General features: G+C 39.9%; 27 protein-coding genes and 1 tRNA gene. 11 read left to right on the top strand and 17 right to left on the bottom strand.

Annotation, left to right across the window (positions count from 1 at the left end):
- Window positions 1-28: 28 nt before the first annotated feature.
- Window positions 29-1,015, bottom strand: a complete 987-nt coding sequence (locus tag B4U37_RS07475; RefSeq protein ID WP_088017724.1) for a CheR family methyltransferase — start codon at window positions 1,013-1,015, stop codon at window positions 29-31.
- 665 nt (window positions 1,016-1,680) lie between these two features.
- Here B4U37_RS07475 and B4U37_RS07470 point away from each other — a divergent pair.
- Both B4U37_RS07470 and B4U37_RS07465 read left to right on the top strand, forming a co-directional pair.
- The gene (locus B4U37_RS07470) at window positions 1,681-2,202 is read left to right on the top strand and encodes a GNAT family protein (RefSeq protein ID WP_088017723.1); all 522 of its coding nucleotides are present in this window, start codon (window positions 1,681-1,683) and stop codon (window positions 2,200-2,202) included.
- A gap of 18 nt (window positions 2,203-2,220) precedes the next feature.
- Window positions 2,221-2,550, top strand: coding sequence for a CHY zinc finger protein (locus B4U37_RS07465; protein ID WP_088017722.1), 330 nt, complete (start codon window positions 2,221-2,223; stop codon window positions 2,548-2,550).
- Window positions 2,551-2,577: 27 nt separating this feature from the next.
- Here B4U37_RS07465 and B4U37_RS07460 read toward each other — a convergent pair whose 3' ends face one another.
- The 6 genes from B4U37_RS07460 to B4U37_RS07435 all read right to left on the bottom strand — a co-directional run bounded on the left by B4U37_RS07460 (window position 2,578) and on the right by B4U37_RS07435 (window position 7,421).
- Window positions 2,578-3,582, bottom strand: a complete 1,005-nt coding sequence (locus B4U37_RS07460; RefSeq protein ID WP_088017721.1) for a DUF3231 family protein — start codon at window positions 3,580-3,582, stop codon at window positions 2,578-2,580.
- 113 nt (window positions 3,583-3,695) lie between these two features.
- Window positions 3,696-4,160: a hypothetical protein gene (locus B4U37_RS07455; protein WP_157663743.1), complete on the bottom strand. Its 465-nt coding sequence runs from the start codon at window positions 4,158-4,160 to the stop codon at window positions 3,696-3,698.
- Between the two features lie 465 nt (window positions 4,161-4,625).
- On the bottom strand, window positions 4,626-4,964 hold the full coding sequence (locus B4U37_RS07450) for a rhodanese-like domain-containing protein (protein WP_198317092.1): 339 nt from the start codon (window positions 4,962-4,964) through the stop codon (window positions 4,626-4,628).
- Between the two features lie 147 nt (window positions 4,965-5,111).
- Window positions 5,112-6,629, bottom strand: coding sequence for a COG1470 family protein (locus B4U37_RS07445; protein WP_088017719.1), 1,518 nt, complete (start codon window positions 6,627-6,629; stop codon window positions 5,112-5,114).
- Between the two features lie 153 nt (window positions 6,630-6,782).
- Window positions 6,783-6,854, bottom strand: a tRNA-Val gene (locus B4U37_RS07440).
- A 255-nt stretch (window positions 6,855-7,109) separates the two neighbouring features.
- Window positions 7,110-7,421: a hypothetical protein gene (locus B4U37_RS07435; RefSeq protein ID WP_010192941.1), complete on the bottom strand. Its 312-nt coding sequence runs from the start codon at window positions 7,419-7,421 to the stop codon at window positions 7,110-7,112.
- Window positions 7,422-7,551: 130 nt separating this feature from the next.
- On the opposite strand from B4U37_RS07435, the gene B4U37_RS07430 reads away from it, so the two are divergent.
- Window positions 7,552-7,776, top strand: a complete 225-nt coding sequence (locus B4U37_RS07430; protein WP_088017718.1) for a hypothetical protein — start codon at window positions 7,552-7,554, stop codon at window positions 7,774-7,776.
- Window positions 7,777-7,850: 74 nt separating this feature from the next.
- Window positions 7,851-8,402, top strand: coding sequence for an HD domain-containing protein (locus tag B4U37_RS07425; RefSeq protein WP_088017717.1), 552 nt, complete (start codon window positions 7,851-7,853; stop codon window positions 8,400-8,402).
- 113 nt (window positions 8,403-8,515) lie between these two features.
- Here the strand turns inward: B4U37_RS07425 and B4U37_RS07420 are convergent, their stop codons facing one another.
- The 4 genes from B4U37_RS07420 to B4U37_RS07405 all read right to left on the bottom strand — a co-directional run bounded on the left by B4U37_RS07420 (window position 8,516) and on the right by B4U37_RS07405 (window position 11,709).
- Complete coding sequence (locus tag B4U37_RS07420) at window positions 8,516-9,100, bottom strand: SCO family protein (RefSeq protein ID WP_245840068.1); 585 nt, start codon at window positions 9,098-9,100, stop codon at window positions 8,516-8,518.
- 63 nt (window positions 9,101-9,163) lie between these two features.
- A complete protein-coding gene (locus B4U37_RS07415; RefSeq protein WP_088017715.1) occupies window positions 9,164-10,159 on the bottom strand; it encodes an aliphatic sulfonate ABC transporter substrate-binding protein in 996 nt (331 codons plus the stop codon).
- Between the two features lie 24 nt (window positions 10,160-10,183).
- Window positions 10,184-10,939, bottom strand: a complete 756-nt coding sequence (locus B4U37_RS07410; protein WP_088017714.1) for an ABC transporter permease — start codon at window positions 10,937-10,939, stop codon at window positions 10,184-10,186.
- The gene (locus B4U37_RS07405) at window positions 10,936-11,709 is read right to left on the bottom strand and encodes an ABC transporter ATP-binding protein (protein WP_088020210.1); all 774 of its coding nucleotides are present in this window, start codon (window positions 11,707-11,709) and stop codon (window positions 10,936-10,938) included. The genes B4U37_RS07410 and B4U37_RS07405 overlap by 4 nt, the downstream gene beginning before the upstream one ends.
- Window positions 11,710-11,966: 257 nt before the next feature.
- Between B4U37_RS07405 and B4U37_RS07400 the strand changes: the two genes are divergently transcribed.
- The 4 genes from B4U37_RS07400 (at window position 11,967) to B4U37_RS07385 (ending at window position 14,728) form a co-directional block, all read left to right on the top strand.
- Window positions 11,967-12,692 (top strand): alpha/beta hydrolase, encoded by a 726-nt coding sequence (locus B4U37_RS07400; RefSeq protein WP_088017713.1) that lies wholly within the window; start codon window positions 11,967-11,969, stop codon window positions 12,690-12,692.
- Between the two features lie 268 nt (window positions 12,693-12,960).
- Window positions 12,961-13,482 (top strand): YjcG family protein, encoded by a 522-nt coding sequence (locus B4U37_RS07395; RefSeq protein ID WP_088017712.1) that lies wholly within the window; start codon window positions 12,961-12,963, stop codon window positions 13,480-13,482.
- 3 nt (window positions 13,483-13,485) lie between these two features.
- A complete protein-coding gene (locus B4U37_RS07390) occupies window positions 13,486-13,911 on the top strand; it encodes a GNAT family N-acetyltransferase (RefSeq protein WP_088017711.1) in 426 nt (141 codons plus the stop codon).
- 115 nt (window positions 13,912-14,026) lie between these two features.
- A complete protein-coding gene (locus B4U37_RS07385) occupies window positions 14,027-14,728 on the top strand; it encodes a DUF421 domain-containing protein (protein WP_088020208.1) in 702 nt (233 codons plus the stop codon).
- Here B4U37_RS07385 and B4U37_RS07380 read toward each other — a convergent pair.
- Both B4U37_RS07380 and B4U37_RS07375 read right to left on the bottom strand, forming a co-directional pair.
- On the bottom strand, window positions 14,698-15,606 hold the full coding sequence (locus B4U37_RS07380) for an MBL fold metallo-hydrolase (protein WP_088017710.1): 909 nt from the start codon (window positions 15,604-15,606) through the stop codon (window positions 14,698-14,700). The two genes, B4U37_RS07385 and B4U37_RS07380, sit on opposite strands and share 31 nt — an antisense overlap.
- A 31-nt stretch (window positions 15,607-15,637) precedes the next feature.
- Window positions 15,638-15,880: a hypothetical protein gene (locus B4U37_RS07375; protein WP_157663742.1), complete on the bottom strand. Its 243-nt coding sequence runs from the start codon at window positions 15,878-15,880 to the stop codon at window positions 15,638-15,640.
- 160 nt (window positions 15,881-16,040) lie between these two features.
- Here B4U37_RS07375 and B4U37_RS07370 point away from each other — a divergent pair, with 160 nt between their 5' ends.
- The 3 genes from B4U37_RS07370 to B4U37_RS07360 all read left to right on the top strand — a co-directional run bounded on the left by B4U37_RS07370 (window position 16,041) and on the right by B4U37_RS07360 (window position 19,195).
- Complete coding sequence (locus B4U37_RS07370) at window positions 16,041-18,323, top strand: UvrD-helicase domain-containing protein (RefSeq protein WP_088017708.1); 2,283 nt, start codon at window positions 16,041-16,043, stop codon at window positions 18,321-18,323.
- Between the two features lie 163 nt (window positions 18,324-18,486).
- A complete protein-coding gene (gene sda, locus B4U37_RS07365) occupies window positions 18,487-18,648 on the top strand; it encodes a sporulation histidine kinase inhibitor Sda (RefSeq protein ID WP_088017707.1) in 162 nt (53 codons plus the stop codon).
- Between the two features lie 76 nt (window positions 18,649-18,724).
- On the top strand, window positions 18,725-19,195 hold the full coding sequence (locus B4U37_RS07360; RefSeq protein WP_088017706.1) for a hypothetical protein: 471 nt from the start codon (window positions 18,725-18,727) through the stop codon (window positions 19,193-19,195).
- Window positions 19,196-19,423: 228 nt separating this feature from the next.
- Here the strand turns inward: B4U37_RS07360 and spoVIF are convergent, their stop codons facing one another.
- The 4 genes from spoVIF to B4U37_RS07345 form a co-directional block, all read right to left on the bottom strand.
- Window positions 19,424-19,684 (bottom strand): sporulation-specific transcription regulator SpoVIF, encoded by a 261-nt coding sequence (gene spoVIF / locus B4U37_RS07355; RefSeq protein WP_010192912.1) that lies wholly within the window; start codon window positions 19,682-19,684, stop codon window positions 19,424-19,426.
- 150 nt (window positions 19,685-19,834) lie between these two features.
- Complete coding sequence (locus tag B4U37_RS07350; protein ID WP_088017705.1) at window positions 19,835-19,975, bottom strand: YjcZ family sporulation protein; 141 nt, start codon at window positions 19,973-19,975, stop codon at window positions 19,835-19,837.
- A gap of 213 nt (window positions 19,976-20,188) precedes the next feature.
- A complete protein-coding gene (locus tag B4U37_RS21925; RefSeq protein WP_157663741.1) occupies window positions 20,189-20,326 on the bottom strand; it encodes a hypothetical protein in 138 nt (45 codons plus the stop codon).
- Window positions 20,313-20,552 (bottom strand): hypothetical protein, encoded by a 240-nt coding sequence (locus B4U37_RS07345; protein WP_088017704.1) that lies wholly within the window; start codon window positions 20,550-20,552, stop codon window positions 20,313-20,315. The genes B4U37_RS21925 and B4U37_RS07345 overlap by 14 nt, the downstream gene beginning before the upstream one ends.
- Window positions 20,553-20,561: the final 9 nt, after the last annotated feature.

Below are 20,561 nucleotides of genomic sequence, written 5' to 3'. Positions count from 1 at the left end.
CAAATGATTTGACGGGGGTTTCTTGTGCTTATTGTTCATCCATTAGGAAATTTTCGATTGCCATTTCAAGCTTAGTCATCTCTTTAAGCATAGCAGCTGCGTATTCTTCTTTATAAAACTCCTGCTTTTTAATAATTTGGAGCAATCCCTTAACGAAGAGGATTGGATGATACGAATCGATTTTAAGCGTCTCGTACTTATCTTCATACTCATTATGGATGTCCTCAAGTTTCACTTGTAAAGTAGCAATGCGCTCTTTTGCCTGAATCAGTTCTTTATTTAACAACTGCAACTCTTTCTCTTCTTGACTTTTTTCCTGTATGGCATGGAGACCAATATCTTCACTTCGTTTACGGTCCTCCACTTCTTGCTTTATATATATCTTCCATTTTTTATTGATCGCACGAAAAAGCTCTTTACTATCACCTATTGAGCCTGATTGCCCAAGAAACAAATACCCATCTTCATTTAGAGAATGGTGGAACGACGAAATAATCCGCTGTTTTTGTGTTGGCTGAAAATAATGCAATACATTTCTGCAACTGATAAAGTCCAGATGATGAAAGCCAGGGTCTTTTGCAATGTTGTGAGGGGCAAAGATGATATGCTCCCTTATTGATTTTTTCACCACATAATAATCCTGCATCTTATCAAAATACTTGTTCAGAATATCAGATGGAACATTTTCAAAAGCCGTATTAGGGTAGACACCTGCGCCTGCAATCTTTACAGAATCATAGTCCAGGTCGGTGGCGTAAATCTTAAACTCCATCTCCAAATTTTCATCCATCGATTCAATCGTCTCTTTTAACAATATTGCTAAACAGTAGACTTCTTGTCCAGTGGAGCACCCTGCAATCCAAATTTTCATCTCGCTCTCAGACAAATCCAACTTCTTTTTAATAATCGTTGCAAAAATTTGTTTCTGGATGAGATCAGCCAATTCATTATTTCTAAGGAATTCTTCTGCACCACTTGATGGTTGCTTCAAATCTTGTAAGTTTTGACTTAACATATCTAGTCTCCCTATTAATTGTTCAACTGCTTCTCTTTATCTTTTTTCTATTTTACCAAATTTCAAAAGAATTCTGTAAAAATTTTTCCTACAAAAATCGAGTTTTATTTTACAAGCTTGACTTTATAGTCAGATGATGTATAATAAGAGTTTGGGTACAAGCCCAACAATATTAGTAACTTGATATAGAAAGGAAGAACGTTATGACATTCTTAAGCAATACCAACGTATCACAAGGATGCACTGGCGTTCCATATAGTTTTTTCACAGAGGCTTAATCGATCTGGCACGGCCTAGGAGCCGTAAGGACGTATGAGAGGTAGGGCTTACGTTGTTTAAGTAAGGGAAACTACCATGGAATTATACCGCGGCAAACGAATATAATACTTTTATGTCATTTATAAATTATGTCCATGTAGCAGGACACCTTATAATGCTTGTGATGAAGCAAGTTACTAATTGCGCTATACATCATATAATTAGCGCCTTTATTCGAATAAAAAAATGAAAGCAAGTCGTCCCTCGTGATGACTTGCTTTTATTTTTGTGTGCTGTAATTTGAAACATTTGTAAAAAACCTGTATAATAAAATGCTGATTGTCATTTAGACTCGGAAAATAACTATATGTGTAATATTATTTATAGATTTTAAGGGGGGGAATTGGATGTCTTTCACAAGCTTATTCATGGCCGAAGAAGAGACAAGAGATAAAGAAGAAATCAAACAGGAACTAGATGATTTGGAATTTCAAATGTTCCGTATGAAAGAAAATATGAAAGAAATCGCCAAAAAGTGGCAAGTAATTGGAATCGATCAAACGAAAGACGATAACTGGGTAGTTGTTTACACAAATTACGACAATAATTCCTGCAAGATCATGCTTAACGATTGCGTATCCGCCTATCGCGGCCAGTGGGATTTCTCCATTCAGGCCACATACAAAGATGACGACACCATTCTTATCGGTGATATCAAGGGACCAGAAAACAAAGGATATGGTTCTATTTGCATGAATTACCTTAAAGAAGTTGCCAAAGATCAAAATATCCATTGTATTACTGGTGACATCGCAAAGCGCGATTGGGAACATGTAGAACGTCTGGTTCATTTCTATGAAAAACATGATTTTGAAGTGGAAATAGATAAAGAATCAAAGTCCGGCGAAATCGTTTGGCAACCTAACTAATTTCATGAAATTAAGGGGATGGATGGATTGACTGTTAAAGTACTCGGCTCCACTGTTGATCGCTTCACACGATGCACTCATTATCATTCAGAAAAAGATATTATTGCCATTAAGTTTCATTGTTGCAAAGAGTATTATCCTTGCTACCAATGTCATGAAGAACATAAAAACCATCCAGCAAGCGTATGGCCTAAACATGAATATGATAGGAAAGCAATTTTTTGCGGAAACTGTAAAACAGAGCTGACCATAAACGAGTATTTAAACAGCCAATCGATTTGCCCAACATGTAATGCCGCCTTCAACCCCGGTTGCCAGCTTCACTATCATCTATATTTTGAAAAATAGAGACTTTCCATATAGAAAGGCTCTTTTTTAATCTTTACAATTTTTCGCATCAGATTTAGTAGGAGGCTGCTCCATCCAGCCATGCTTTATTAAAAGTTTTGCACCGTCTCCAGCAAATGTCATCACTTCACCTATCACCTTTAAGTATATTAAAGCTAAGTCTTTGCGAGGACTTAACGCCATCGACAACCCGTAATTTGCAGTTCCATATGAAATCAGATGTGTCACATGATTGAGCATAAAACGGTTGGAAAAAGGAGATACAGAAGAGTCCAGCACCTCACTTGCATAGGTGGAAGGGACATTGCAATCCTCTTTCAAAAGTATGGTAGAAAACATCGTTACATACTTATTGGCCAAGCTTTTCCCTTTTTCAAAATAAGCACAAAGCTTTTTATCATCCGTAACTTGCATAAATCCTTTTAGTAGCGCTTTCCCCAACGAGTTGGAACGTACATTTTGAAAAAGCTGATTCATCTCAAATACAGTCAACGGACGCTTATCCAAAGTAAACCCAGCAAAAAAATGACCATTTTCCACAAAATCGACTTGTTCAGGCGTTGTAATATACGGAGGTCTAGAGTAAAGTCCCTTTTCCAACAGCAACCTCTTCCCCATCTCCGTTATTTCTTGAAGAGCATCAATATGCAAGTGAAACACTTCTCTGACATCCTTACGCGAAACTTCCGCTACAGCAAGAGCAAAACCATTCAGTGCAAACTTCGCCATTCCATCAATGTAATGAAGATAAAAAACATCCGAAAAAAGCCGGGGAGCTTTTGTATTGATATCTTCAGAAGTAATGCCTCTCGGAACAGGAAAACTTTCTTTTTTGAAAATATCCATATATCTATGTACATGTCGTTTGGATGTATGCAGACATTGCTCTAAAAACCTCGCAACATCCGGATCATCCACATGTACCAAGAAGTATCGAAACATATGATGAACGGACGTTTCAAACAAATAACTGCTCCATAAATGCCCGATCTCTGCTGAAGTAAGTCGTATATGGTTATGGGAATTTTCCATAATTGGAGAAACCCACCTTTCAGATTGTTAGTTAAAATTAGTTTGGTCAATTGGAGGATAATTATGTAAAAGAGAAGGATATTAATATCCTTCTGAAAAGTCTTTAACCCTTTTTAACCATTTGCTGGCGTAGTTGTTGTTACACAAATACGGTATGCTTTACAACGTAAAGACGGAGTTCTCAGTACTTCGACCGTTCCAAGTGCCGGTACTACCTCCACAAGAACTGGTTCGATTCCATTCAACGCCCATACAACCATTGGACATAGAGGCGTTCCCCCGATTGACCCTGTTGATGTTAAACTAGTTGCAATTGATTGCAACTCAGCCACAGTCGGCGTTCTGTAGCCCGTTAATAATGGGCAGTAGCTGGAATCATATTTGACAGCAGCATTAGTAAAAAAATAAGTTAAATTTGCTGAAGGTACATTTATAGCACCTAGCATAGCAAGCATTGACCTTAATCCATCACAAACTATCGGCTCATTTCTTCTAACCGGTTTCGGACACTTATCTCTCTTATCATCGCAACAGCAACAACACTTTTTCTCGCAACATTCCACATAAACTATTCCCACAATATCACCTCCTATTTTTCAAGCTACTATATAATATGTAAAACGCTAGATTATTCTTGTACTTATCTACCAAAAAGAAAAAATAGACAAGCGCAGTTACCGCCCGTCTATTCTCTCACTAGCATTTAGTCATTGTACTTGTAATAGCGAGATGCGCCAGCACTACAGCCACATTTTTTCTTGTCACGCGCCGCATCTTCCATCGGTGAAACCGCATTGTCCATAGCAGGTCTACTAGGACGAAGATAGCATTTACACTTTACTTCGCAGCACACCTTGCATTCTACATACAATACTCCCACGACTCTCACCTCCTCTATTAATCTATTAAAAGTATATTCATTTTAGTAGAAAATGATTGTGTCAATTCCTCACATAACAAAAAATAGACAAGCAATTCACGAGCCTGCCTGCCTTTTCAACGTAAAAAAACCCGGAAATAATATTCCGGGTTGTATCATCGTCTTATACCATTTTTAATTTTGGACACTTACAGTTATTCCCTATCACTCTGTACCCAATTACTTCAATGCCTTTTTTCTTTAAATAACGCACACTAATGTTTTTTTCAAGATGGCTAGATGCAAGGACGATTACTTTTTCATTTTTAAATTGTTGGTAGTTACGTTGCAGATAGGCAACAGGAATATTAACCGCAACAGGAACAGGTTCATCTACATAATTATAATCCCTGACATCAACAATTTTCACAGGACTGATAAGTTCTAAATTTTTCACACAAGGAACACCCAATACCGGAACATATCTATTATAAAAGTAAACGGAAATTATCAAGAATATCAAAGCAACAGAAATGACCAACAACCATCTCCTCCAATACGGTTCATTTGTTCTTTTATATTATACCCCCTCAGGTATGATGTCAACAAACATGTTTTATGTAGAAAAGCACATTCTGAAGGAGAATGTGCTTTAATATTTCGTTTACTATTACAGTTCCGATCTCCAATTAAATTTTCTTGTAGGGTTAGAACTAGATAGTCCTCCACCGCATCCACAATCAGACTGACCAGCAGCATTCATTGTACTAGATGCAGTAAAGAATTGCCCATTGTCTGGATTGATGTTATTTGGGCAAGGATTGGAGCATGTAATGGATGCTACATAAGCGGTATCTACACTTACAGGAACATTTAGAGTAGGCAAGAATAATTGGTTTTGGCCACCAAGTGGGTCGACGGCGTTCAAAGTATTATTAATTGTTCCAGATTGAGTAGAGGCAGAAACAATAGTTAGTTGAATATCACGGTGAGCTGATCCACTTGGAGGGATTTGTAAATTGTCGCAGACGATATCAATTATTCTTAAACCTGTGATATCCTGATTTAATGGCACTTCTTCACCATTACGGAATCTGGCTTGGCAACCACCAAAAGAAGAAAATCTAACAGTTAATCCTTCAGGAATGGTTATAGTATCAACTATTCGTGCATTTGTACCCGGGGAGTTTGGAGTATTTGTTACCGTTATGCGATACGTCACTTGATTTCCAGTAATTGTACAACATTTAGCAGCAGAAAGTTGGACTACATCAAGATTCAACGTACAGAAATCTGATGCTTGGGCTGTACCGGAAACAGCGGTTGCTCTATTATCGATCAAGAACTCTCCTGGACCAGACACTCCGGTGACAGGTAAAAAATAAGTGATAATTCTTTCTTCACCAGGTTCAAGTGTTCCAAGATTTCCTGTAATCAGGATTCGACCAGGTACAGATCGATCCACATTTAATGTCGGGTCACTAATTGTAATAGGCCCAAGTGTTACATTCTGCGGGTATAATATGGTATCTGTAAATTGAACGTTTTGCAGAGGGGAACCTCCTGGGTTTGATACAGTTACTTCATAAGCAAGTCTCACATTATTACCATCAAAGATTTCTTCACAAGTCAGATTGACAATCAACTGCCCAGGCTCTGGACATTGCGGAACGATATAGCAACCCTCACAAGCAAATGTATAATTTACATTAGCCGCTCTTACTTGAATGCCTTGTGTACCATTCGGATAGTTTCCAACAATCTCTAAACGATATTCGACTGTAACACCCTTATCAAAGCGGTTGTCGGATTCCACCTTCAGCCAACTGAAGCCTGTTGGAGCAGGACCATAATTAGGATCGGTAGGACTGAGCGTGAACGGAATGGAAGTAAAAGTACCACACCCATCAATCTTTTCACTTACTACTACAGTATTTGCCGGTATGTTTTGACATATTGGAATAACAAAACTACTTATTCCCCTAGTAGCCATTGCATTATCAGTCGAAAATTTATAAGACCAATAAGAACGGTTTTCCGGCGATGGTCTGAAGCAAGGGTTACTAGCAATGCTACCATCTGGAAGCGTTTGACATGCTGGTTGGATAATAGTTATCCCGTTTTGAGTCGCACAAACACAAAGATTCTCATACGGGGAACAGTTACAATTTTGACATATATCTGCCATTTAAACATCTCCTTTAACATTAGTTTCTACATAGTATGTCTAGCATTCTTTCTTGTATAGACTAAGGAATTAAGAGATTTGTCCATTTTAGTAGATTTGCATAAAAAAAGCTCCAATCTCTTGAAACAAAAGAGATTGGAGCTTTATCTTGGATGATCTGAGAGGGATTCGAACCCCCGACCCCTACCCTGTCAAGGTAGTGTTCTCCCACTGAACTATCAGATCTCATATGCGACTGTAAATACAATTATAGATAGTACATACTTATTTGTAAAGATATTTTTATGACTCAAAAATCAGAGGAATTTATAGCTGTTGATTGGAGCAAAAGGCGTAGACTCCTGCGGGGGAGTAGCGACATTGTTGAGACCCCTGAAGCGTTGTGAGGAGGCTCAAGGTCGCCCCGCGGAAAGCGAAGCCATTTGCGGAAATCAACAGCGGCGTTTAGACCAACTAAAAACCACCCCAAACTCGGAACGGCTACACTTGCATACCTTTTTCTTTTCTACCTGAAGCAAAAGCATCAATCATCAGGATAATAGCTGTTATAGTGTGTAAAGCCCAACCCACAAAAGGGACCCATCCTAAACAAGACGCAACAATTCCCCAAATGCTACCGTGAAACTTCTGCCCTTCTTTTGCACTAAACACCAACGTAATGATATGTAAGATCAACATAAGGCCCAATGGAGAATACCCAAACCCCATCACAGTAAGACCTCCAAGAACAGGAATAGCCAAAAACGCTTCCATTCCGCCTGTAACCCACTTTAATGTAGTAGATGGTTTCACAAAATCACCTTCCTTTCTTATATTTCAAGTATATTCCTTACTCCCCAAAAAACAACCAGAATATACGTTCGTATTTTAATTGAATATAAAACGTATGTTCGTATATAATAGTTGTAAGGAGATGATGATAATGAGCCGAACGCTCGAGTGGTATAGGAATTCAAGAACACCTATTGAAATAATCTATATGTCCAAAGATGGATCCATCACGCAAAGATCCTTACTCGTGTTGGATATTAATAAAAATAATGTGACAGCATTCTGTTACTTGCGCAATCAAAAAAGAACGTTTCTGTTAGATAGTATATTATCTTATCGTCCTTTAATAAAAACGTACAAGAATGAGGTTATCTGAACGTTTCTCTTGCACACAATTACTCATATATGATATTCTATAAAGAAACACATTTTTACAGGAGGGAGATATTAATGAGAGAAGTAACACTTACAGATATTTTTACACACCCTATTACACAGAAGTATTTGAAACGTTCAGGGGTCGCACATGCCCTAGAAGTGGCCAACCATGCCTTTCATTTGGCGTTTAAATATAATGTAAGCGTAGATTTGGCTACGAAAGCTGCCCTTCTGCACGATATCGGGCATTATGAATGGTATCGTCAAGGAAAATGGGACTATGAATTATATAGAGAAAATGATATTCATGCAATTAAAGGGGCAGAGCGTGCCCACAAGTTATTGATCCGCTTAGGAGAAAACCCGCAAAACGCGAAAAAAATCTCTGTTGCTATTCTTTTGCATACAGATTCCTACTTACCTGAAATCGACGTTAAAAGAAGTCCTCTACAAAAAGTAGTGAAGCTTGCGGACGAAATGGACGAGGAAAAAGGCGGAAACCACCACTATAGACAAATTGATAAATCCACTGCGCTAGAAAAAATAAACTACCTTGATCAACTCGTCGAACATTACCTTCCAAAACAACAACTTTCATCACCTTCACATGAACAATCGATGTAACGCACAAGAGGTAGCCGATGCTGCCACCTCTTTATTTGGGAATTTTTGAAAACCCTTACTTGGCAAAAGTGAAAAACACCCATATATCCATCATATGAGTGTGAACGCAAAGGTCAATCTGTTACTTTTTCAAGATCTTCCATAATTTCTTCTAAAGGGACATCCAAGCCACTGTACGACTCTCGTACAAATCCTTCTTTATCCACTAAGAAAATACTCGTACTATGCATATACTGATCGGAACCTTCTTCTTTGGAAGCCGGCACCATAAATGATACATTCGCAAATCGCTCTATCGTTTCCTGGTCATATCCAGTGACAAAATCCCATGCCTGATAATCTGCTTCATATAGATCCCCATACTCTTTTAAAGCTTCAGGTGTATCCTTTTCAGGATCGATGCTAAACGATACAATTGGCACTTCAATACCTGCCTCTTTCATCTCTCGCTGCACCCTTGCCATATTGGCTGTCATCGGAGGACAAACTGTATCACAATTAGTAAAGATGAAATTAGCTAACCAAAACTCCCCTTCATGTTTAGAGCTAGTAAAAGTCTCTTCATTTTGATTTACCCCATCTAGCTTCCCAACCTCAAGTTTCATTGAAAATTCCTCATCTAAATTAACTTCACTGCCTCCGCAACCTGCAAGAGCAAGCAAGATGACAAATGACAATAAGAACAAAAGTCTTTTCAAGTTTATTCCTCCAAACTCATAAAAAAGTGTCGAGACCATTATAGCCCGACACTCTTAGGAATGCTAGTTAACAAATTGTGAATCAATGAATTCTGTGAAATCCGGTTTTTCTTTCAAGAATTTAAGTTCAAAGGACGAGTTTGCAAATTCCTGCACTACTTCTGCATCCACTTCATGAGTAAAGCGAATTCTTTCCCAAGCAGAATCAATCACTTCTTTTGAAAGTTCTTGGTTTGTCAGTTCCTTAATCGAATTGATCGCAATCTCTTTTGACTCTTCTGGATTTTCAGAAATGAAATCCACTGACTCTTGATGAGCATCCACTAATTTTTGTACGAGTTCTTTATTTTCATCAATCAGCTTTCCGCTTGTTACAAGAATAGTGTTAGGCAAGGTAGTACCGAACGCAATCTCATTACTGTCTACAAGAATGTTAGCTCCGTGCTCAATGGATAATAAGGAAGCCCATGGTTCTGGAACTGCTGCTGCATCTACACTTTCTGATTCAAACATCCCAGCGTATTGTGCAGGATTTCCTGTAACATGCTTCATGCTCCCACCAATACGAGCTGAGGAAAGACCATAGTCTTGTAAAAATGTTTCCATCTGAACGTCATGCGTACAACCAACTCCAGGCGTGATAAATGTAGCACCATCAAGCTCTTCCACAGATGTAATACCACTTTCTTTACTTGCAATGATGACCGTTCCGCCAGAAGAAGCACCGGCTACCACTTTCACGTCCGCACCGCTTACATAGTTGTTCATTGCAGGTCCTGGACCAACTAAGCCACCTTGGATGTCTCCTGTTTTCAATGCCGTCATAAATGCGCCACCATCAGGGAATGTCTTGTATTCCACTTCATACTTATCACCCAAAGCTTCTTCATACATAGCCTTTTCACGGGCAACCATTGCCGGCACGTGATCGATGTTAGGAAAATACCCGATAACGACTCTCTCTTTGCCATTGGATCCACTGGTGCTTGATCCACATCCAGCGAGAACCCCCATTAATAGTAGAAACATTGCACTAACAACCAACCAACCTTTTTTCATCTCTTTTCCTCCCATAGTTTCTATTTATGAATCCAAGCCCCAGCGTCTGATGACATTTTTCTCAAAACGTTGGAAGATAACTAAATCAACCACAGAACCAATCACACAGATGATAATGATCACACCGAATACCAAACTCATCTGTCCAAAATCAGCTGCATATTTCAGCGTGTAACCTAAACCTGGTCCCATACTCAGTAATTCAGCAGCCATCAGCGCTCTCCAAGCAAACGCCCAAGCAAGCCTCGCTCCTGTCACCGCATATGGTACAGATGCAGGTAAAATAATCTTCCAAAACATTTCCACACCGCTTGCTCCCATTGTGGAAGCCGCTTTTATATATAAAGGGGGAACACTTTTGATGCCCATCCTCATATTTATTGTCATGACGAGTGTTCCACCTAAAGTAACGATAAAAATGATAGCTGTTTCATTAAACCCAAACCAGATAATCGCAAGCGGCAACCATACAATACTAGGAACACTTTGAAGGGCAAGAACAAGCGTCCCTACTGTTTCATCTGCCGTTTTTGACTTGGCAAGCCAAATCCCAAGCAAGGTTCCGATGATGAGCGCCAAAAACAGTCCAACTCCTAAGCGCTTAAAACTCGCCCCTAAATCATAAAGCAGTGTTTTATCCATGAACCCTTGGTATAGTGCCACCGCAACATTGGATGGTTTCGGCATCACGGCCGGTGACCAACCGATTAATAGCACCACCACTTCCCAAATGATAAATAAGGAGGCAAAGAATATGAGGCGTTTTACTCCAGCTTTCATCGTCTCAACTCCTCCTCTACAACCTTATCAATCTCTTTTTCCAACATGGCACTGATTTGCGATTCCAAGCGTGCAACCTCTTCATTTGTCCGTAAACGCGGGCGAGCTGCGTCTACTTTAATGTCTGCAATAATAGTTCCGGGTCTTGTTCCCATCACAAGGATCCGATCTGAGAGTTTAATTGATTCATGAATACTATGTGTGACAAACAAAACGGTCTTCTTCGTCTGCAACCAAATCGTTTCAAGTTCCTGCTGCAGGCGCAACCGTGTTTGTTCATCTAATGCTCCAAACGGTTCATCCATTAATAGAACAGTTGGATCCATGGCAAGGGCTCGTGCAATAGACACTCTCTGCTGCATTCCACCTGATAATTCATGCGGATATTGTTTGAGGTTACTGCCAAGCTGTACCATTTTTAAGTAATGAAGGGCTCTCTTCTCTCTTTCTTCCGTGTCTTTCATATCACGGATGGCAAAAAGGACATTTTCTTCCACAGTCATCCACGGGAACAAGGCAGCCTGCTGAAACACCATCCCCCTATCTTTCCCTGGTTTTGTAATAACCGATCCCTTCAGTCGGATTTCTCCTTCTGTAGGTTTTAGTAATCCTGCCACCATAGAAAGTAAAGTAGACTTCCCACAGCCAGATGGCCCCAGAATGGAAACGAACTCTCCTTCTTGGATGTCAACATTTATAGATGAAAGTACTTTATTTTCAACGTTTTGTTGTGTATAAACTTTTGTAATATCAGAGATCTGTAAAAACAACATTTGCACCTACTTTACACTTTTCATATAATCCATATTAGTTTAATCGGATTAATTGGATAAAATATATTATATAACGTATGTGAAAAAGGTCAATATATTGACAGAAAATAATTAAAATAATTTTCATCCGGTTGACTGAAGTGTAATTCGTCGACATCCAAGCTTACCATTCAACAAAATGGGTACAAATATGCTATAGTATACGGTAAAGCGCTTACCACAATAGATAAAGGCATCACAGGAGGTAATGAACAATGGGTAAACACGTTGGGCGTATTGAGGAGTTCACACTACACAGTAACGAACTTAATGAAGATATGACACTGATGGTCTATACACCAGCTAACTATTCACCACTCTATAAATACAACATCCTTATCGCACAGGATGGAAAAGATTATTTCACACTGGGCCGCATAGGCAGTACCACCGACAAACTGCTTGCAGCAAACGAAATGCAAAATACCATTATCGTCGGTATCCCATACAAAGACGTTAAAGATCGTTGGGAAAAGTACCATCCAGACGGAAGCAAAAACAGTGCCTACATTCGCTTTCTTGCACATGAATTGACACCATATATTGATGAAAAATATCCATCCTATCAAATGGGAATGGGACGAGCTTTAATTGGCGATTCCCTGGCAGCAACTGTGTCTTTGATGACGGCTCTGTCATACCCGCATACATTCGGCAAAGTCATTATGCAATCCCCATATGTGGATGAAAAGGTCATTAAAAAAGTGGAGGAATTCAGTCAACCTTCCTTCCTATCCCTTTACCATGTAATCGGCACAAAAGAAACAGAAGTTCCAACTACTGGTGGAGAGAAGAAAAACTTTATCGAACCAAATCGTGCACTCCATACCTTAATGAAAGAAAAAGGATTCTCCGTCTATTACGAAGAATTCGAAGGCACACACACCTGGACCTACTGGCAACCCGACCTAAAACAAGCCCTACCCAAAATGCTTTCATAATTTAAGGAAGATTTCCCTGTAGTTTGAAGTGCAGGATATGAGACTCCGGCGGGAGGTAGCTGTAGACTTGAGACCCCACAGCGCAGGGAGGAGGCTCAAGCACCGCCCTCTGGATAAGCGAATATCCGGAACGGAAAACTACAGGAGTTATCCAATAACAATAGTTATTTAAGAATGAAAGGGAAACTTTTCTATTCTTTTGAAAAAAATTAAGATAAAATAAGAAGATAAGTTACTATATTGCAAACGCTAATAGGAGGGATATTGGATGAAATATGGAATAGCTATTTTTCCGACCAAAAAATTACAAGATCTCGCAAATTCATTTAGAAAGCGTTATGATGCTCACTACGCATTGATTCCGCCACACGTGACATTAAAAACTGCATTCGAAATTGATGAAAATGATATGAAATCAGTAACCGATGAGCTTGCAGCAATCGCAAAAGACACTACACCAATCCCTTTGAACATTTATAAAGTGAGCTCTTTTGCTCCAGTAAACAATGTCATTTACCTTAAAGTAGATCCAACAGACGAACTGTTATCCTTACACGAAAAGCTTCATTCCGGAAAAGGATATTTCCAAGATAACCGTGAATTTTCCTATGTGCCTCATATAACAATCGGCCAAAATTTATCTGATGATGAGCACTCTGATGTTCTGGGTCAATTAAAAATGACCAATATTGAGCATGAAGAGGTGGTCGACCGCTTCCACCTTCTCTATCAATTAGAAGATGGCATGTGGACGGTTTATGAAACATTCCGCTTTGGAAAGGATTGCTGAACCTTGTATGTACAAGTTGTAGACTCAGATAAAGAACTGCAGGATGCCTATTCTGTCAGAAAAACGGTTTTTGTGGAGGAACAAAATGTGCCTCTAGAAGAAGAAATAGATCAATACGAAGAAGATTCCGCGCATTTTGTACTGTATGATGAGGACCAAGCAGTAGGTGCTGGTCGCTTTCGAATTGTTGAAGGCATCGGTAAAGTGGAGCGAATTTGCGTCCTTCCTTCTCATCGAACTTCCAAAGGTGCAGGACGGCTTATCATGAATACCATTGAAGAATATGCAAAAACAAAAGAGATGCATGTCCTAAAGCTTAATGCGCAAACACATGCAGAACCCTTTTATGCGAAGCTTGGATACGAGACGGTTTCCGACATTTTTATGGATGCAGGAATCCCCCATGTGACCATGACGAAAAACATCTAAAAAGATATCTCTCTAAGGGAAACCTTTCGAGAGATATCTTTTTTGTTTTCATACTTTCCCCGCTCCTTACTAATACTACTGTCAAGGACCCAACATAAAGGATGACATAATCATGATGATGGACTACGGTCGTATTGCAGTAGAATTGGTAATCGGTTTCTTTGCACTATTTTCAATCACCCAGTTGCTCGGAAAAACACAAATCACGCAAATAACACCCTTTGACTTCATTTCAGCACTTGTATTAGGAGAACTTGTAGGAAACGCATTATATGATAATGATATTGGTGTTGTAAAAATCCTTTTTACGTTGGGATTGTGGGGAATATTGATCTTTTTACTTGAAACAATCACACAGAAGGTACGAAAAACAAGAGGATTGTTAGAAGGCAGGCCGTCTATAGTCATACATAAAGGCATCATAAATAAAAAAGAATTGAAGAAGTCCAAATTAGATATTGACCAACTGCGACACCTTCTACGTTCAAAAGGTGCTTTCTCCATTCAAGAAGTAGAGTATGCCATCCTTGAAACAGATGGTACAGTTAGCGTTTTAAAGAAGCACCCTTATGCTCAGCCTCTGAACGAAGATTTGAACATACCTTTTAAAGCGGTCACACTTCCTATTCCGGTAATTTCTGATGGAGAAATTTTAAAGGACAATTTAGATGAATTCAACCTGTCTGAGCAATGGCTTTTAAACGAAATTAAAAAAATCGGCTACCACAACCCAAAAGACATCGTGTTTGCCGAGTGGGAAGAAGGAAAGCCAATTTATGTCATGCCTTATTCAGAAGAAGATGCTACGACCAATTGATTGTTGCAAACAATTAACTCCACACGTCCTTCTTGAATCAATTTGGTTAGGTATGCAGTGACGGCTGTTCGGAACAACATAAACGACGGCACATTGCGGATAGTAAGTCCTTTTTCCGTGCAAGCTTTTGTCACTAACTGTTCAATGGATATGCCGTCTTCCTCTTGATTAACAAGCGTGTATAGTAAGTTTTCGATATCGTGGTGAACCTGTAAATTTTCATCAATAGTAGCAATAAAATCTTTTTCATAACTCCCGTGACCAGGAACTGCTCCTGCACACGGGAGTTTTTTTATTTTTTCAAGACTTTCCATGGTTTGTTTTGCGTCAACAATATAAGGAATACCATGTTTATGTAAAATTTCCACACCAAAATAGGCGTCAGCAGCAAAAAGTACATCCTCGACGATTACCCCGAATTGATGGTAACTGTGTCCTGGCAAGTCCACTGTTTGAAAGGTTGACTCCCCCACCGTCACCTCACCTGCTTCTTCGATGATTGCATCCACTTTAATCGGCTTCCCTTCCAAAAACTTGCTCCTCCATTCTTGGATAGGGTTGACACCATGAAACAAGTACAACGGCTCTAGCATCGGTTCTTGAAGAATGGCGGCTTCTAATTTTGGGGCAATGGTATAAACCTTTTGTTGCTTTTGCAAATAGGCCGCTCCTCCATAATGATCGGCATGCGCATGCGTAATGAATAAATGCGTTATTGGCAGTTCCTTACTTTTTAGTGTCTTCAACACTTTTTTCATGGCCTGTTCTTCAAGCCCCGCATCAATGAGCATTCCTTCTCCAGAAGAAAATCGGACATACCCGATGTTAACGGACCCTTGAAAATAATAAACGTTATCTGTTATGGGATGAAACTCCACGTAACATACACCCCCTAAAAATTTTGGACTTTTATATTTTTTCGTGAAAGAAGCGGCCTTTTCCTGTTATGTCGGCCAATAATTTATCAGAAATGCGGGTAGCCTGCTTTTCTTTTCTTTGATGATAGGGGTTGTGTTGTGGAGCATTTTTGTGGATTTCTTCCCATGAATATTGAGGATCCACCCTATAAAAGTTCGGTCTTATCACTGGATCAAGCTTTATTTGTTGTTTTTCTGAAACAGTTCGGTTCGCATATTGTGTGTAGGCATCCATTTGCACTGGTAAAACATATCCCATCACATTTCTCCCCTTCCCTATTCTACTTATAATTTTCCCTGTTTTTGCATAACACAAACTTCCTTTGACTCGTGTTCTCTCTATATAATATGTGGTACTATGGATAAGATTGACGGTTATAAAGGAGTCTACACGTATGAAATCTGCTGTTTGGAAAGAACGAAACATACATATAAAAACAATGGCTAGAGAAATGTATCAAGAGGTGTACGACGCCGGTGTAAAGGGCGATCTCTCATGCAAAATCTGTGGTGAGAGTGTCAAGCTCTATTTAGGCCTTAGAAAAGAACCTCATTTTTATCACATAGATGCTTCTATCACTCATGAAGAAGAAATGCCTAAGTCAGAAACAGCGGTTACACCAAAACAAGAATATGTGGAGCGCGATGGATTTCGCTATCCTAAAACCAGAACGGTTATTGCGGAAAAAGAAAAGCCAACAGAAACATGGAGAGCGCCAAAACCGCTTACACATCTTCCTATCTTTATTAAAGAACATACGAAAAGCCATTCCAATATAAGTGGGTTTTTCCTTGGATTACAAGAAAAAAATATCTTTTTAGATTCCGCCCAGCAAGAAGCTGTTTCAACAGTGAGCGGGCCGTTGCTAGTACTAGCAGGTGCAGGCAGCGGAAAAACCCGGGTATTGATCACGCGTGTCGCCTATATGGTCCAGGAGGAAAAGATCGACCCAAAATCCATCATGCTGATTACCTTTACAGCCAAGGCAGCCAATGAAATGAAAGAACGGCTGCGATTATACGAGTCACCGGGTTCAAGAATGTTCGCTAACCTTCTATCTGGAACGTTTCACAGCATTTTCTATCGAATTCTTCAACACCATCACCCTGAAAGATGGAACGGCGATAATTTATTGAAATGGGATTGGCAAAAAGAGCAATTTTTAAAACAGGCCGGCCGCAAGCTTGGTTTGGATGAAAAGGACTTCCCATTTGATCAGGCCATACAGCAAATCGGCTATTGGAAAAATAATATGCAGACACCTAAGAGGATAAAACCGACCAGTAAGCTAGAAGAGCAGTTTCAGAGTTTGTATCAGGACTATGAGGACTGGAAGCGCGAGAAGAATGTATTTGATTTTGATGATATGTTGCTTGGATGTTATGAGCTGTTGATGGAAAATCCAGCTCTGCTCGGGAAATATCAGGAAAGATTTCAATTTTTTCTAATTGATGAGTTTCAGGATATTAATAAGGTGCAATATGAAACAATGAAACTACTGGCCAAAAGCGGAAATATCTGTGCAGTTGGGGATGATGATCAATCCATCTATGCGTTCCGTGGCAGCAGTCCCGATTATATATTGAACTTTCATAAGGATTTTCCTTCTACAAAAGTCGTCACGCTTTCAGAGAACTACCGATCAACGCACACCATCGTCGCCTCTGCCAATCAGGTAATTGATAAAAACAAGAACCGCAGAGTGAAAAAAATGATTGCTCAACGTGACAATAAGCACTTTCCTGTATTATTTTACCCTTACGACGAGGAAGAAGAAGCCACCATTATAATGCAAGATATGAAAGAACAAATTGAACAAGGCGCCACTCCGAATGATTTTGCTGTCCTATACCGGACACATAGTGCCGCACGCGCAATCTTTGAGAGGCTCTCCCAATCTGGTCTTCCATTCAAGCTTGATCAAGATTACGAAAGCTTTTATAAGAGAAGGATTGTGAAAGGCATCCTCGGTTTCCTGCGTTTGAGTCGTGACGCCAATGATGTTCAGGCGTTAGCAGATATCCTGCCAGCCCTGTTCCTAAAGCAATCAAACCTCCAAGATGCGAAAGCCATCAGTATTTTGGAAGATTGCAGTTTAGTAAAATCATTGAGTAAGTTGACCAACGTGCAGCCTTTTCAAGTAAAAAAAATCAAACGGATCATCCCTTTATTTAAAACTCTTGCCAACGTCTCCCCTTCAGTTGCACTTGAGATGATTGAAAAAGACATGGGCTTTGATGATTACATTAAAAAGCGCGGCAACGAGGGGAACGCTCTTGAAAAAGGCTCGGATGATATTCGCGATTTGAAGGTGGTTGCCCGTAAGTTCCAATCCATCGCTGACTTTCTTGACCATGTGGAAGATATGATTGCCAAAACGGATGAGATGAAGAGGCTCAGCAAGCAATACTCCAATGCCATCCACCTCTCCACCATCCATCGTTCTAAGGGACTCGAGTATACGAACGTTTATGTCCTTAGTGCTGTCGATGGTAGCCTTCCTCATGATTTCGCCTTAGAATCCTACCGTAACGGTGAACTCGGAGCTCTTGAAGAAGAACGACGACTATTGTATGTGGCAATGACTAGAGCAAAGGAAACCTTGCAACTATCTGTACCGATGAATCGTCGTGGAAAGAAGGCATACATGACTAGATTTATTAAAGATATTCTCTAATAAAGAGCGCAAATCCTTCTTCATTTTCAGGATTGCGCTTTTTCGTTTTGTCAACAAAAACCAGCAGAAAAAGCATTATTTTTTGAATAGTTAAAAATTACGTTTTATCTGCTCCTATCTGGGTATGTACCCTTAATAGATGAGTTGAAAGGGGAATATTCTTTTGAAAACATTGGATTCTCACTATAACTGTTCCATCACAAAACTGTCCGATGAATCTCTCATGTTTGCATATGAAAACGCAAAGGCAGAAAACCTGGACGGTGATTTCATTCAACTACTGGAGACTGAATTACTTAAACGAAAAGAAGGATGCTTGTACTAATAATGCTCCAATTTTTAATATAAAAATGATACTATTTAGAGTATATAGATAATTATTAATAAAGAGGAGTTGTACAATGGCCAACGTCACACAGGAAGAGCAAGATCTTCAATATACTTTTCATAGAAAAACCGCTATTAACTTATTCAATGAAGTATGGGATCTAATGGAAAAGACGGACCGTACTTCAGAAGAAGATTTTCAAATGATACATAAAGCCCATGCCTCCCGTTTCCACTGGGGCAAAATCGGCGAACCGGTCAACTTCTCCCGAGGCGAATGGCAAATTTCAAGAGTTTACGCCGTTTTACGTCGAGCTGAACCTTGCCTCGTGCATGCTAAAAGAAACCTAGAAATCGTTCTAGAACATGATATCAAGGACTTTGACCTCGCATTCGCATACGAAGCCCTAGCCCGCGCATACAGCATAAGCGGAGATGCAGCAGCAAAAGAAAAATATTTGAACCTGGCAAAAGAAGCCTCCGCACAAATCAACAAAGACGCCGACCGCAATGTTGTGTTGGGGGACTTGGAGACGATTGAGTAATTTTAGTACTTAGCAGGTGTGAAAGTACACCCCCTGATAGCTGAAGTGCAGGGGGTGAGACTCCTGTGGGAGGACGGGACAAGGAAGACCCCACAGGCGCAGCCGAGGAGGCTTCCGGACCGCCCACGGAAAGCGAACACCCGGAACGGAAGCTATCAGGGAGTTATCCGGATAACACTAAAAAAACATCTGCCCGACCCACTTCAAACGTGGAAGGCAGATGTTTTCTTACTTCTTCTTCTCATTCAACATCTTAGAAATAGTCCCCATATCAACCGGCTTATTCCCATTAATCAATGTATTAACAATCTTATCTTCCAATTCCTTAGGTACCTTCTTATTCGCCAACGTCGCTACACGAGACACCAAATTACGCACAGTCTGCTCGTCTTTGAAATTCGCATTCTGCATAGAATTAGCAAGCTCAAATACGTCCTTCATGCTCACGCCCGTTTTCTTCTCAATGCCCTTAAAAATATTATTATCCACCAAACATCCTCCTCTCGGATATATCACATCATATGTGAGAGAGCCTATCGGTGTGCCTCTAATAATTCATCACTCACTACTGTGGCGGTGGACGAAACAGAAAAGCACGGGGACAAATCCCGCACTTTCCTTATTCCTACTAATTAACTATTAATAGAATTTAGATGCACCAACGATGATCAAAAGAATGAATAGAACAACGATTAACACGAATGTGCCGCCTTGGTTGCCACAACCGTAACCGTAGTTAGCGCCACCTACACCATAAGGATAGCCTCCATAGTAACCCATAATCTCGCACCTCCTTAATGAAGATTCCCTATTACTATATGTACTTTTACCAAAACGGTATGGGCGCTTTTACGGGCAATGTGCGGTTTTGCGGAATTTTTTTAGAGAAGGGGGGAATCTGGAAGTCAAGTCGAAATCGAGATTAATGCACTTTTGCCCTGTTGGACATTTCCCAAGGGACCTTCTACATTTCCCGGCACACCTTCTACCATATTAACTTGTAGCTTCTACCACAAACACGCCACCTTCTACCACTAAAAGAAAACCTTCTACAATTTTCCCCAAAAAGCAAAAAACGAAGGGGACCTCTAACTCTCCCACTTCGCAAAAATAAAATTCACTCATCGTCATCCTCAAAATCCGGACGAACCGTACTTGCTTTCCCCTCCATCCACCGTTCCAGGTTCCCAATGTATTTTTTCATCCGAGCTTCTAGATGCTGCACGTGCATGAAACCCTCATCTGCGGATTGAATATTTATTTTCGCCTGTTTTCCAGTCTCGGCAATTCCCTCATCCACCTTCCACCGCTCAAAAAGAAACTTTAAATGCTCATCTCCAAAATCAAATTCGCTCATAATGCTTCA

It is taken from the genome of Sutcliffiella horikoshii (assembly GCF_002157855.1).
GTDB classification, from domain to species: Bacteria; Bacillota; Bacilli; order Bacillales; family Bacillaceae_I; genus Sutcliffiella_A; species Sutcliffiella_A horikoshii_C.
This window is presented reverse-complemented; position numbering and strand designations above follow the sequence as displayed.